This is a genomic window from Pseudomonas poae, assembly GCA_028869255.1.
Classification (GTDB): Bacteria; Pseudomonadota; Gammaproteobacteria; order Pseudomonadales; family Pseudomonadaceae; genus Aquipseudomonas; species Aquipseudomonas poae_C.
The window spans coordinates 5,909,594-5,921,973 of the sequence record CP110972.1 but is presented as its reverse complement, the minus strand read 5'-3'; the positions used below and the strand labels follow the sequence as shown (position 1 = coordinate 5,921,973).

The following is a 12,380-nucleotide window of genomic DNA, read 5'->3' as shown; positions in this document are numbered from 1 at the left end:
GTTATCGCCAGGCCTGACGCAACCGCGCCAGTGCCTGGCTGATCTGCGCCTCGGGCACGGCGGCAAAGCCCAGGACCAGCCCGGCACCCGGGTCGGAATCGGGCAACCAGTAACTGCTCAGCCCATTGACCTCCACGCCCGCCGCCGCAGCCTGGGCAACCAGTACCTGCTCCCGGGCCAGGTTGTGCACCGGCACAGTCAGGTGCAGCCCGGCCGCCACACTGGGCAGTTTGCCAATGCCCTCGATGCCCTCGGGCCATTCACCAAGCAAGGTATTCAAACGGCTCAACGCAGCCCGGCGCATGCGCCGCACATGCCGCTGAAAATGCCCGGCGGCCATGAACTCGGCCATCACCGCCTGCGTGCTGACCTCGGAATGGCGCACATCCACCGCCCGGCGTCGGGCGAAAGCCTGCACCAGCCCGGCGGGCAGTACCAGATAGCCCAGACGCAAGGCCGGGAACGCTACCTTGCCGAACGTGCCGACGTATAACACTCGCCCGCTGCGGTCCAGCGCCGCAAGGGGCGCCAGGGGGCGCCGCTGTAGCGGTATTCGCCGTCGTAGTCGTCTTCGATGATCCAGCCGCCAGTGCGCTCGGCCCAGGCCAGCAATTCCAGGCGTCGGGCCAGGCTCATCACCACGCCCAGCGGATACTGGTGCGACGGCGTGACATAGGCCAGGCGGCACTGCTTGATGGCATTCAGCGCCGCGCAATCGATGCCTTCGCTGTCCACCGTCACGCCGTGCAGGTGCGCCCCGGCGACCGCGAACGCGTGGCCCGCAGCACGGTACCCCGGATTTTCAATCGCCACGCCATCGCCGGGCGTTACCAGCAACTGTGCACAAAGGCTGATTGCCTGTTGCGCGCCACTGGTGATCACTATTTGTTCAGCCGTGCATTGCAGGCCGCGCGAGCTGCGCAGGTAAGCGGCGATCAGGCCACGCAAACGCTCATCACCCGCCGGGTCGCCATAACACAGCTGCTGCAGGTCCGGCTTGCGCCAGAAGGCCGCACTCAGCTTGGCCCACACGTCGAACGGGAACAGATCGAACGCTGGCACTCCCACCCGAAAAGCCCGGGGCGGCCCTGTCGGCGGCAGCGGCAAGTGGTTGTTTTCCACCCGCTCCAATGCCGGGCTGTGGATAACTTGACTGGATGAAATAACCGGCAAATCCAGCCAATCTGTGGATAAACCTGGGGATAAGCCTGTTGAAAACCCTGTGGATACTTTTGTGGATAGTTTTTTTGCCGACCCGGACGTTTGGGGTAATTGCGCCACATAGGTGCCATCGCCCACCCGCCCCTCGATAAAACCCTCGGCATACAGCTGGTCATAGGCCCGCACTACGCTGTTACGGGAGATCGACAACGCCGCCGCCAGGTCGCGGCTGGCGGGTAGCCGGGTGCCACTGACCAGCCGTCCGTCCAGTACACGCTGGCGCAAGGCCTGGTACAGCTGGCGCGTGAGGCCCTGCCGACGGTCCAGTTCGATACCGGCGGGGTTGAACGACAGCGGAGGCTCGATCGGCGGCATCGGATTGGACCTATAAAATTGGCTGTAGATGGCTCTTACAACGAACCATTAGCCTGCCTAGGATGCAGGCATTCGCCAAGGAAAATCTTCATGTACACACCTCGCGCTTTTGCTCTCGACGATTTGCCCGAAATCCAGCAACTGATCCAGCACACGCGCCTGGCGCAGTTGGTGACCGTTGGTGAACACGGTCTGCAAGCCAGTCACTTGCCGCTGCTGCTCAACCCCGATGAAGGCCCTAACGGCACGCTGTACGGGCACATGGCTAAAGCCAACCGTCAGTGGCAGGACCTGCAGAATGGCAGCGAAGCCCTGGTAATTTTTGCCGGTGCCGAGGCTTACATCAGCCCGGCGTTTTACCCGGCCAAGGCCGAGCACGGCAAAGTGGTGCCAACCTGGAATTACCTGGCGGTGCACGCCTACGGCAAAGCCTGCGTGTTTACCGACGCCGAACGCCTGCTGACGCTGGTCAGCGCCCTCACCGATCGCCACGAAGGCGGCCGCGCCCAGCCCTGGAAAGTCAGCGACGCCCCCGCCGACTACATTGACGGCATGCTCAAGGCCATCGTCGGCTTTGCCCTGCCCATCGAGCGCCTGATCGGCAAACGCAAACTCAGCCAGAACCGCAGCGCCGAAGACATCGCCGGTGTGCGCGACGGCCTGGCCGCCAGCATCGACGTGCGCGACCAGACCCTCGCCCGCTTTATTCCCCAAGGAGTCTCAGAATGAGCCAAATCGACATCCGCCAGGTCACCGCCGGCGACCACGCCGCCTGGCTGCCCCTGTGGCAGGCCTACCTGAGGTTTTACAACACCGAACTGCCTGACGCCGTGAGCCAAAGCACCTGGCAGCGCCTGATCGATCCCCAGGAGCCGACCCATTCCGCGCTGGCCTGGCAGGACGGCAAGGCGGTGGGCATGGTCAACTTCATCTACCACCGCTCCAACTGGAGCATCGAGAACTCCTGCTACCTGCAGGACCTGCTGGTGGACCCGGCCCAGCGCGGCACCGGCGTCGGCCGCAAACTGATCGAGTTCGTCTACACCACCGCCAAGGCCGACGGTTGCTGCAAGGTGCACTGGTTGACCCACGAGACCAACGCCACCGCGATTCAACTCTATGAACGCATCGCCGAACGCCCAGGTCTCATTCAATTTCGCAAAGGCCTTTAAGGAGCGCAGCATGCCCACTTCCCTCGCCGACTGGAAAGGCGCCCCGGCGCCCACGGTACAACTGCTCGAAGGGCGCTTTATCCGCCTGGAAAAACTCGACCCGGCCCGCCACGCCGATCAACTGTGGCAAGCCCTCGAAGGCCCCGGCGCCGACCCCAAGCTGTGGGACTATTTGCCCTATGGCCCGTTTCCCGAGCGCGCCGCGTTCGATGCATGGCTGAACAACCACGCCGCCAGTGCCGACCCGTACTTTTTCAGCGTGGTCGATCGCGCCAGCGGCCAGGTCCAGGGCATCCTCAGCCTGATGTCGATCGTCCCGGCGCAGGGGCGCATCGAAATCGGCCACGTCACCTTCGGTGCGCCGATGCAGCGCTCACCCAAAAGCACCGAAGCGGTGTACCTGCTGGCCAGGCACGCGTTCGAACAGGGCTACCGCCGCCTGGAATGGAAGTGCAACAACGCCAATGCCCGCTCCAAATACGCGGCGGAGCGGCTGGGTTTCAGTTTTGAAGGGGTGTTTCGCCAGCACATGGTGGTCAAGGGGCAGAACCGCGATACGGCGTGGTATTCGATCCTGGATGGCGAATGGCCGACAGTCGCCGCGGGGTTTGAGGCCTGGTTATCGGATGCCAACCAGACGGGCTCCGGCCAGTTGAAGGGCCTGGCGGAGTGTCGCGAGCAGGTGCTTTAACTGTCTGAACAGCGCCGCTGGCCTACAGGCTGCGGCGAAGTTTCACCACCCCCATCGTCAACCCAAATGGCCTGAACACGGCGTTCAACGACTTAAGGGTCTGATTGCCTTCGCCGTGTTCGATATGCACCAGGGTGCGCACCGAAATTTTGCACATCCTGGCGAACTGGCTCTGGTGCAGTCCGGTGACTTCATTTCGCAGGCGGCGTACGGCTTCGCCGATCCCAAGCGAGCCATCAGCCAACCCTTGTTCGATGCTCTCAATGACGCGTGCACGCTGATCAATCGACAAGCTCATCTCAGCCCCCAGCTTCTCAAGCGCTGGTCAAGATCGCGTAGCGCTATGCGTGGATGGTTCAGGGTGACCTCCGGTAAACCACTGGCAACCAAAATATCCGGCAGGGCTCGCAGGTGTTCGGCGTCTTGCCGAATACGCTCAAAGGCCTGCTCCGGGTCTATGAACGGGGAAAGCGCATTGCAGACACCACGCCAGTCGATATCACCCGCCAGCTCCAAAGCACGTGGCCACTTCGTCGTACGGCTGATGCCTTCATCATCCATGATCATGGGCGCCATATCATAAATGGGTGCCAGGCGCAGGCTACTGTCCCCACGGATGATCGAAGTATTGCGTCCATGATTGTCTGTATTGCCCAGAATCTTGTTCAGCAAATCGCGGCGCAGATAGTCCGCTATCAAATCGGCCACTTGATCATCCTGGCCAGCTTGCTTCCAGAAACCGACAAGCCTCTCCAGCGCTTCCAAATGGCCCATAGCCCCAGTGGCAAACGCTATGCCTGACAACGAGTAAATCGATTCGACCGCAAAACGCTCGACACCTTGGTCACTCACATTACGGTCAAAACGGTGCATCCAGAGGCTGGGTTTAAGCCCCTCATGGTCCTCAAGCGCCAAACCTTCGGCGGCGACGGTATCGATCCCCAGGGCCTGCAATGCCCTGTAGTAGTGATACTCGCTCCTGAGAATATCTCGGTCCCTCTGCCGGGCTTTATTGCGGGAAAACTTGATAAACCAGTGCTGACTGACTTGCTCATCGTTCAATACCGCGTCCGGATACAGAAGCCCCTCATGACTCTGCGCAAGTAACAACTTGGGCGCCTCCCCGCCCGCACCCGTCGCACCGCCAATCGCCGCACCCTCTTCGTAGGCGTATTCGAGAAAACGGTTGTCACGCTCCACCACCTCGTGGCGCTCGAACCCTACAGCTGGCCGCCCTTCCTCCGTGTGGACGGATTCTTTAATACGCATGTGACCGACCGGCGCGGGCGTACTGCGTGCCAGTAGAAATAGATCATCTCTGATACCCTCCGGTTTTTCCCGCCCGATACGATCCATAAGGAAGCGCTTTGCAGCCCCAGCGGGTGCGATGTCATACAGGAATGCAGGCGCTTTTCCCGGCGCCCCCTGGTCCCAGTTCAACGGAACTCTTGTACTGACAGCCTTGGCGAACACCGTTTCGACCTGGTCGTAATGACTGACCAGATAGGCAGACTCGTAGCCGAAACGGCAGGGGCCGTCGAAGCCGTTTTGCGGCTCGGCGAACTCCAGGGTCATCGCATCCTGCCAATGGTTCGAGCTGAAAACTTGGATCGTGAGTTTGAAAGGTGTGTCCATCTGCATTTTAATGCACCTGCATATCAGCTGAGGCTAATCTGAATGCAATATAGTGCATAAATATGATCGTCGCAGCCTTATAAAACGCAATAAAATGCATATGCGTGACAGAAGAGACCGCATAAACGCAATAAAATGCAGACGGCTCTCAGCCCCTCATACCCGTAGATGAATTTTAATCGTCGCGTACTAGAGACATCTCCCGCGAACAAGGGGTGAAACCCCTGACATTTATCACCCCGCCTCCTCACCTAAATTCCCGACCTCACAATTAAAGAGGTTGGGACCGTATGCCATTTTTACCAAATCAATTTGTAGTCGCCTTCGTGTTGGGCGCAGCCAGCATCCAATATGCCCAGGCACTTGAGGACCTGGAACCCAATAGCGAGTGGCTCACCTCGCCACCCGTGATCGTGCGCCCCGAGCCAGCCAAACCGCCTCCCGCTGCTCTTGACTTCTATTTCTCCGAACACGCGACCACCCCTAACGGCCGGCAGGTCGCTCACGTGCTGGACGTGGCCGTAGATACTCTCCTTGAGTCGGGAGAACTCAGTGAATGGCAGGAATACCAACTTGAAAACTATGGGCGCGAGCTGAGCGCGCTGGCCCCGGGCCGCCTTGGCGCGGTGCTTGAGCAACTGGCCGGCAGCCAGAACGCCAACTTGGGCACCGCCACGCAAAACAGCCTGAAGCAAATCAACAGCAACCTGCTTGCGGTCATGCGTCAGCAAAGCGACAACCGCAACCTGAGCGATAACACCGACGGTGGCCGCGTCTGGTTCCAGGTGCTGGGCAGCAGCGGCAACCTTGACGCACAGACCGGCAGCCTGGCCCAGCAGCAGCGTACCCAGGGCCTGATGCTGGGCAGCGACTGGGCGGTGGACCAGGCCTGGCGGATCGGTGTGATGGGTGCCAAGTCCACCAGCAACCTGAGCGCTGACCGCTTCAAGGGTGAGCTGGACAGCTGGCACCTGGGCGCGTACGCCATGCGCCAGGATGGGCCGCTGGCCTTGCGCCTCGGGGCGATCCACAGCAGCCATGCCGGCCAAACCAAACGCAGCGTGAACGTCGACTTTATGGATTACCGCGCACAGGCAAGCGGCAAACATAGCGCCCAGAGCCAGCATGCATTCGCCGAGCTGGGTTACCAGTTGAACATCGCCAACCTCGGTGTCGAGCCGTTCGCCGGTATCGGCTACCAGCGCTATCAGCGCGACCGTTACCAGGAAAAAGGCGGGTTTAGCGCGCTGAACGTCGGCGCCCAAACCCAGGAAAACCTCAGCAGCACCTTCGGTTTGCGCCTGGCCAGCGCCTATGAGCTGGGCAACCGGATGACCCTCAAACCGCACCTGAGCACAAGCTGGAAGCACCTCTACGGCGACGTCGCCAGCAGCCTGCGCCAATCCTCCGCCTGGGTGAAAAGGCCGGGTTTCAACAGTGACTTCAGCATCCAGGGCAGCTCATTGGACCGTGACAGCCTGGCCTTGCGCACCGGGCTCGATCTGGCACTGTCGGCCCAACACAGCGTAGGCCTGACCTACACCGTCGAGGCCGGCAGCCACAGCCTGAACCAGGGCCTGATGGGCAACTGGACACTGGCCTTCTGATTATTGCAGGCAAAAAAAGGGGGCACCTGCCCCCCGAGGATTAAACGGTAGTGTCGAAGGCTGGATCAGCCTTCGATTTCAATCAGGATTTCGCCAGGGTTTACCCGGTCGCCCTTGGCCACATGCACGGCGGTCACCTTGCCGGCAATCGCTGCCTGCACTTCGGTTTCCATCTTCATGGCTTCGGTAATCAGCACAGCCTGACCGGCCTTGACCACATCGCCTGCCTTGACCAGCACGTCGACAATGTTGCCCGGCATCGCCGTGCTGACATGGCCTGGCTCGGTAGCGTGCTTGCGCTTGCTGCCGCCGCTGCTGACAAACTCGTTGAGCGGTTCGAACACCACTTCTTCCGGCATGCCGTCGATGGACAGGTAGAAGTGGCGCTTGCCTTCGGCTTTCACGCCGACACCGGTGATGTCCACGCGGTAGCTTTCGCCGTGCACGTCGATGACGAACTCGGTCGGCACGCCTTCGCCACCGGCACGCGCAACGCCGCCGGCTTCAGGAATCGGCAGCAGCACTTCGGGGGCCAGGGTGCCGGCGTCACGCTCTTCGAGGAACTTGCGCCCGATGTCCGGGAACATGGCGTAGGTCAGCACGTCTTCTTCAGACTTGGCCAACGCGCCGATTTCGCCGCGCAGCTTGGTCATTTCCGGCTTGAGCAGATCCGCCGGGCGTACGTCGATCACCTCTTCGCTGCCGATGGCCTGGCGACGCAGCTTCTCGTTCACGGTGCCCGGCGCCTTGCCGTAGCCGCCTTGCAGGTAGAGCTTCACTTCGTTGGTGATGGTTTTGTAGCGCTCACCGGCCAGCACGTTGAAGAACGCCTGGGTGCCGACAATCTGCGAGGTCGGGGTGACCAGCGGCGGGAAGCCGAGGTCTTCACGCACCCGTGGGATTTCGGCCAGCACTTCGCTCATGCGGTTGAGTGCGCCCTGCTCCTTGAGCTGGTTGGCCAGGTTGGAAATCATCCCACCCGGTACCTGGTTGACTTGCACGCGGGTGTCGACGGCGGTGAATTCGCTTTCGAACTGGTGGTATTTCTTACGCACGGCGTAGAAGTACAGGCCAATTTCTTGCAGCAACTCCAGGCTCAGGCCGGTATCGAATTCGCTGCCTTTAAGGGCGGCGACCATCGATTCGGTACCCGGGTGGCTGGTGCCCCAGGCGAAACTGGAGATAGCGGTGTCGATATGGTCGGCACCGTTTTCGATGGCCTTGAGTTGGCACATCGCGGCCAGGCCGGCGGTGTCGTGGGAGTGGATAAAGATCGGCAGGCTCTGCTCGGCTTTCAACGCCTTGACCAGCTCACCGGTGGCGTACGGGGTCAGCAGGCCGGCCATGTCCTTGATCGCAATCGAGTCGCAACCCATGGATTCCAACTGCTTGGCCTGAGCCACGAACGCCTCGACGGTGTGCACCGGGCTGGTGGTGTAGGCGATGGTGCCCTGGGCATGTTTGCCGGCGGCTTTCACCGCCTCGATGGCCACACGCAGGTTACGCACGTCGTTCATGGCATCGAAGATGCGGAACACGTCGATGCCATTCACGGCAGCCTTGGCGACGAAGGCTTTGACCACATCGTCGCTGTAGTGGCGGTAGCCCAGCAGGTTCTGGCCGCGCAGCAGCATTTGCAGGCGCGTGTTGGGCAACGCGGCGCGCAGTTTGCGCAGGCGCTCCCACGGGTCTTCTTTCAAAAAGCGTACGCAGGCGTCGAAGGTCGCGCCGCCCCAGACTTCCAGGGACCAGTAGCCGACTTTGTCGAGCTTGTCGCAGATCGGCAGCATGTCGTCGGTGCGCATGCGGGTGGCCAGCAACGATTGGTGAGCGTCGCGCAGGATGGTGTCGGTTACAAAGATTTTCTTGGACATTGTTGTATTCCTCACAGGCCTGCGTGGGCGGCGATGGCGGCGGCGATGGCCAGGGCCAGCTCTTCGGGTTTGCGCTTGATCGAGTAGTTGGTCAGCTCAGGGTGGCTTTCCACAAAGCTTGTATTGAACTGGCCACTGCGGAATTCCGGGTTGCGCAGGATTTCCTGGTAATAGGCGGCGGTGGTCTTCACGCCTTGCAGGCGCATGTCGTCCAGGGCACGCAGGCCGCGGTCCATGGCTTCTTCCCAGGTCAACGCCCACACCACCAGTTTCAGGCACATGGAGTCGTAGAACGGCGGGATGGTGTAGCCGGTGTAGATTGCCGTGTCGGTACGCACGCCGGGGCCGCCGGGCGCGTAATAACGGGTGATCTTGCCGAAGCTGGGCAGGAAGTTGTTCTTCGGGTCTTCGGCGTTGATGCGGAACTGCAACGCAAAACCACGGTGCTGGATGTCTTCCTGTTTCACCGACAGCGGCAGGCCGGACGCGATGCGGATCTGCTCGCGGACGATGTCGATCCCGGTGATTTCCTCGGTGATGGTGTGCTCCACCTGCACCCGGGTATTCATCTCCATGAAGTACACCTCGCCCTCGGCGAGCAGGAACTCCACGGTGCCGGCGTTCTCGTAGCCCACGGCCTTGGCCGCACGCACCGACAGGTCGCCGATGTAGGCGCGCTGTTCAGGGGTCAACTGCGGGCTGGGGGCAATTTCGATCAGCTTCTGGTTACGGCGCTGGATCGAGCAATCACGCTCGAACAGATGCACCACGTTGCCAAAGCTGTCGCCGAGGATCTGCGCCTCGATGTGCTTGGGGTTGACGATGCACTTTTCCAGGAACACTTCCGCCGACCCGAACGCCTTGGTGGCTTCGGAAATCACGCGGGGGAAGGCTTGTTCAAGTTCTTCGCGACTGTTGCAACGACGGATACCCCGACCACCACCACCGGAGGTGGCCTTGAGCATCACTGGGTAACCGATGCGGTCGCCTTCGGTCAGCGCCTCGGCGATGTCGGCTACGTTGCCTTCGGTGCCTGGCGTGACCGGCACACCGGCCTTGATCATGCTGCGGCGCGCTTCGGTCTTGTCGCCCATGCGGCGGATCACTTCGGCCGACGGGCCGATGAATTTAATCCCGCGTTCGGCGCAGATGTCCGCCAATTCGGCGTTTTCCGAGAGGAAACCGTAGCCGGGGTGCAGAGCATCACAACCGGTTTCCACCGCCAGGTTCACCAGCTTGCGCGGGTTCAGGTAACCGGCCAGGGGCTCGGCACCGATGCTGTGGGCTTCGTCGGCACGTTTGACGTGCAACGCGTGGCGGTCGGCGTCGGAATAGACCGCGACCGAGCGAATGCCCATCTCGGCGCAGGCACGCACGATTCGTACGGCAATTTCACCACGGTTGGCGATCAGGATCTTTTTTATCACTTGGAAATTCCCTTGAGCCGATTGCTGCGTTCTTCGACCCTTTGCATCCGGGTCGGCGCGTGACCAAATGTTTCATGACAGTCGCGAGACACACACTAAGCCCCAACAGGGATTAACAAAAATCAATAATTATTGGGCTGTGTATAAGTAAAGACTTATAGTCAGCGCATCAGAGGTTGGCCGGGGAAGTTACTTAATGCGTAAGTCATTGATGCGTATGACATTGCGTCAGTTGCAGATCTTCAATGAAGTGTGTGATTTGCGCTCCTATAGCCGTGCAGCCGAGGAAATGTCCCTCACGCAACCGGCAGTTAGCCTACAAATCCGTCAGCTGGAAGAGCTGATCGGTCAGCCATTGTTCGATTACGTCGGCAAAAAGCTCTACATGACCGAAGCCGCCGAAGCCCTGCAACGGGCCAGCCGGGATATTTTCGGGCGCCTGGAAAACCTCGATATGCAGCTGTCGGACATGCAGGGCTCGTTGCAGGGCCAGCTGAAACTGGCGGTGGAATCCAGCGCCAAATACTTCGTGCCGCACCTGTTTGCCGCCTTCAAGCGCCAGCATCCGGAGGTGCAGTTGCACCTGACGGTGGTCAACCGCGCCCAGGTGATCCGCCGCCTTTCGGACAACCGCGATGACTTGGTGATCATGTCCATGGTGCCCCAGGACATGGGCCTGGAGTTTCTGCCGTTCCTGAATAACCCGATTGTGGCCGTGGCGCCGGCCGATCACCCGCTGAGCCACCAAGGCCCGCTGCGCCTGCAGGACCTGGAACCCTACACGCTGCTGCTGCGCGAACCGGGCTCGGGGACGCGGATGGCGTGCGAAGAGTACTTCAAGGAAAAGCGCGTGCACTTCAACCAGACGGTGGAAGTGGCCTCGGCCGAGGCGCAGCGTGAGTGCGTGTGCGCCGGGTTGGGCGTGGCCTTGCTGACGCGCCACGCCGTCAACATGGAATTGGCCACCGGCGGGCTCAAGGAGCTGCCGGTGGAAGAGCTGCCGCTGTACCGCAGTTGGTGCCTGGTGCAAGCCAAGGCGAAGCGCCTGTCACCGGTGGCCCATGCGTTCCTGGGCTTTATCCGCAGCGAACGGGTGCAGATCAGCGCGTTGGCTGAGCGCTTCGCTGGGCAGCCAAGGGTGCCTGCCAGTGGAGTTCCGGGTAGTCCGTGATGCTCTGGAGCAGTTGGCGCTCATCACAACGGTCTTCGATTGCGCGACGGAACGCCATGCGGCGTTGGTCTTCCTGCTGACGACGGGTCTTGACGGAGCTGTTGCTGTCTTCGTAGGGCCGGGCCATTTGGAGTCTCCCAATGCGAGTACGGGGAGTTAAGGATGGCCCTGGGGGATGACGGTTTGGCGGCGTGGGGGTTACAGGACGATGAATATTCTGGATAGGCATGAAATTCAAATGTGGGAGCTGGCTTGCCTGCGATAACGGTCTATCAGTTGCCATATTCGTTAGCTGACCCACCGCTATCGCAGGCAAGCCAGCTCCCACATGTTTGACCGAGCGCGGTCTTGATTCAGTCGTCGAGGGCTTTGACGGACTTGGGCGACAACCGCAGGCTGCGCAAGCTGCGCTTCACACTCTTGAGGTGGTTGACCAGGCTCGGCCCACGCGCCATCGCCACGCCCATCGCCAGCACGTCGATCACCACCAGGTGGGCGATGCGCGAGGTCAGCGGGGTGTAGATCTCGGTGTCTTCATGCACATCGATCGCCAGGTTGACCGTGGACAGCTCGGCCAATGGCGTCTGGCTTGGGCACAGGGTGATCAGGGTCGCGCCGCTTTCACGCACCAGGTTGGCGGTGATCAGCAGGTCTTTGGAGCGGCCCGACTGGGAAATGCAGATCGCCACGTCGGTAGGCTTCAAGGTCACCGCCGACATGGCCTGCATGTGCGGGTCGCTGTAGGCCGCTGCGGTCAGCAGCAGGCGGAAGAATTTGTGCTGCGCATCAGCTGCCACCGCGCCGGAAGCGCCGAAGCCGTAGAACTCCACGCGCTGGGCCTGGGACATGGCCGTCACGGCCTTTTGCAGCTCCACCGGGTCGAGTTTCTCGCGCACTTCCATAAGGGTGTGCAAGGTGGTGTCGAAGATTTTCAGGCTGTAGTCGGCGACGGAATCATCTTCGTGAATCGCAAACTGCCCGAAGCTCGCGCCGGCCGCCAGGCTCTGGGCCAGTTTGAGTTTCAAGTCCTGGAAACCGGAGCAGCCGATGGCGCGACAGAAGCGCACGATGGTCGGCTCACTGATGCCCACGCTGTGGGCCAGGTCGGCCATGGAACTGTGCATCACAGCCGCAGGGTCAAGCAGCACATGATCGGCAACCTTGAGTTCCGATTTGCGTAACAGGTGGCGCGACTGGGCGATATGTTGCAACAGGTTCAAAGGGCAGGACTCTTGTTATTGGCAGGTGCCAGGGATGTAGCAAGCTT

At 61.0% G+C, this 12,380-nt stretch carries 11 protein-coding genes and 1 pseudogene; 5 read left to right on the top strand and 7 right to left on the bottom strand.

What is annotated here, in order from left to right; translation table 11 throughout:
* Position 1: 1 nt before the first annotated feature.
* Positions 2-1,536 (bottom strand): annotated as a pseudogene (locus tag LRS56_26855) (PLP-dependent aminotransferase family protein).
* Between the two features lie 90 nt (positions 1,537-1,626).
* On the opposite strand from LRS56_26855, the gene LRS56_26850 reads away from it, so the two are divergent.
* The 3 genes from LRS56_26850 to LRS56_26840 are packed head-to-tail and all read left to right on the top strand — an operon-like array spanning position 1,627 to position 3,399.
* The gene (locus LRS56_26850) at positions 1,627-2,265 is read left to right on the top strand and encodes an FMN-binding negative transcriptional regulator (protein WDU62329.1); all 639 of its coding nucleotides are present in this window, start codon (positions 1,627-1,629) and stop codon (positions 2,263-2,265) included.
* Positions 2,262-2,708 (top strand): GNAT family N-acetyltransferase, encoded by a 447-nt coding sequence (locus tag LRS56_26845; GenBank protein ID WDU62328.1) that lies wholly within the window; start codon positions 2,262-2,264, stop codon positions 2,706-2,708. Before LRS56_26850 ends, LRS56_26845 begins: the two co-directional genes overlap by 4 nt.
* A gap of 10 nt (positions 2,709-2,718) precedes the next feature.
* Positions 2,719-3,399 (top strand): GNAT family protein, encoded by a 681-nt coding sequence (locus tag LRS56_26840; GenBank protein ID WDU62327.1) that lies wholly within the window; start codon positions 2,719-2,721, stop codon positions 3,397-3,399.
* A gap of 22 nt (positions 3,400-3,421) precedes the next feature.
* On the opposite strand, the gene LRS56_26835 is transcribed toward LRS56_26840, so the two are convergent.
* On the bottom strand, positions 3,422-3,697 hold the full coding sequence (locus LRS56_26835; protein WDU62326.1) for a helix-turn-helix transcriptional regulator: 276 nt from the start codon (positions 3,695-3,697) through the stop codon (positions 3,422-3,424).
* Complete coding sequence (locus tag LRS56_26830) at positions 3,694-5,040, bottom strand: HipA domain-containing protein (GenBank protein ID WDU62325.1); 1,347 nt, start codon at positions 5,038-5,040, stop codon at positions 3,694-3,696. The genes LRS56_26835 and LRS56_26830 overlap by 4 nt, the downstream gene beginning before the upstream one ends.
* 284 nt (positions 5,041-5,324) lie before the next feature.
* Between LRS56_26830 and LRS56_26825 the strand changes: the two genes are divergently transcribed.
* Positions 5,325-6,641 (top strand): autotransporter outer membrane beta-barrel domain-containing protein, encoded by a 1,317-nt coding sequence (locus LRS56_26825; protein ID WDU62324.1) that lies wholly within the window; start codon positions 5,325-5,327, stop codon positions 6,639-6,641.
* Between the two features lie 65 nt (positions 6,642-6,706).
* On the opposite strand, the gene oadA is transcribed toward LRS56_26825, so the two are convergent.
* Both oadA and LRS56_26815 read right to left on the bottom strand, forming a co-directional pair.
* On the bottom strand, positions 6,707-8,515 hold the full coding sequence (gene oadA, locus LRS56_26820) for a sodium-extruding oxaloacetate decarboxylase subunit alpha (GenBank protein ID WDU62323.1): 1,809 nt from the start codon (positions 8,513-8,515) through the stop codon (positions 6,707-6,709).
* Positions 8,516-8,526: 11 nt separating this feature from the next.
* Complete coding sequence (locus LRS56_26815) at positions 8,527-9,942, bottom strand: acetyl-CoA carboxylase biotin carboxylase subunit (protein ID WDU62322.1); 1,416 nt, start codon at positions 9,940-9,942, stop codon at positions 8,527-8,529.
* Positions 9,943-10,138: 196 nt separating this feature from the next.
* Here LRS56_26815 and LRS56_26810 point away from each other — a divergent pair, with 196 nt between their 5' ends.
* Positions 10,139-11,113, top strand: coding sequence for a LysR family transcriptional regulator (locus tag LRS56_26810; GenBank protein WDU62321.1), 975 nt, complete (start codon positions 10,139-10,141; stop codon positions 11,111-11,113).
* Here the strand turns inward: LRS56_26810 and LRS56_26805 are convergent.
* Both LRS56_26805 and hexR read right to left on the bottom strand, forming a co-directional pair.
* A complete protein-coding gene (locus tag LRS56_26805; GenBank protein ID WDU62320.1) occupies positions 11,043-11,240 on the bottom strand; it encodes a hypothetical protein in 198 nt (65 codons plus the stop codon). The genes LRS56_26810 and LRS56_26805 overlap by 71 nt on opposite strands.
* 226 nt (positions 11,241-11,466) lie before the next feature.
* Positions 11,467-12,333 carry a transcriptional regulator HexR gene (gene hexR, locus LRS56_26800; GenBank protein ID WDU62319.1) on the bottom strand — a complete coding sequence of 289 codons (867 nt, stop codon included), beginning with the start codon at positions 12,331-12,333 and terminating at the stop codon, positions 11,467-11,469.
* Positions 12,334-12,380 lie beyond the last annotated feature (47 nt).

What these genes read in the sequence shown, in the direction of transcription:
- LRS56_26850 (WDU62329.1), top strand. Translation starts at nt 1,627, where the DNA reads ATGTACACACCTCGCGCTTTTGCTCTCGACGATTTGCCCGAAATCCAG.
- LRS56_26845 (WDU62328.1), top strand. Translation starts at nt 2,262, where the DNA reads ATGAGCCAAATCGACATCCGCCAGGTCACCGCCGGCGACCACGCCGCC.
- LRS56_26840 (WDU62327.1), top strand. Translation starts at nt 2,719, where the DNA reads ATGCCCACTTCCCTCGCCGACTGGAAAGGCGCCCCGGCGCCCACGGTA.
- LRS56_26835 (WDU62326.1), bottom strand. Translation starts at nt 3,697, where the DNA reads ATGAGCTTGTCGATTGATCAGCGTGCACGCGTCATTGAGAGCATCGAA.
- LRS56_26830 (WDU62325.1), bottom strand. Translation starts at nt 5,040, where the DNA reads ATGCAGATGGACACACCTTTCAAACTCACGATCCAAGTTTTCAGCTCG.
- LRS56_26825 (WDU62324.1), top strand. Translation starts at nt 5,325, where the DNA reads ATGCCATTTTTACCAAATCAATTTGTAGTCGCCTTCGTGTTGGGCGCA.
- oadA (WDU62323.1), bottom strand. Translation starts at nt 8,515, where the DNA reads ATGTCCAAGAAAATCTTTGTAACCGACACCATCCTGCGCGACGCTCAC.
- LRS56_26810 (WDU62321.1), top strand. Translation starts at nt 10,139, where the DNA reads ATGCGTAAGTCATTGATGCGTATGACATTGCGTCAGTTGCAGATCTTC.
- LRS56_26805 (WDU62320.1), bottom strand. Translation starts at nt 11,240, where the DNA reads ATGGCCCGGCCCTACGAAGACAGCAACAGCTCCGTCAAGACCCGTCGT.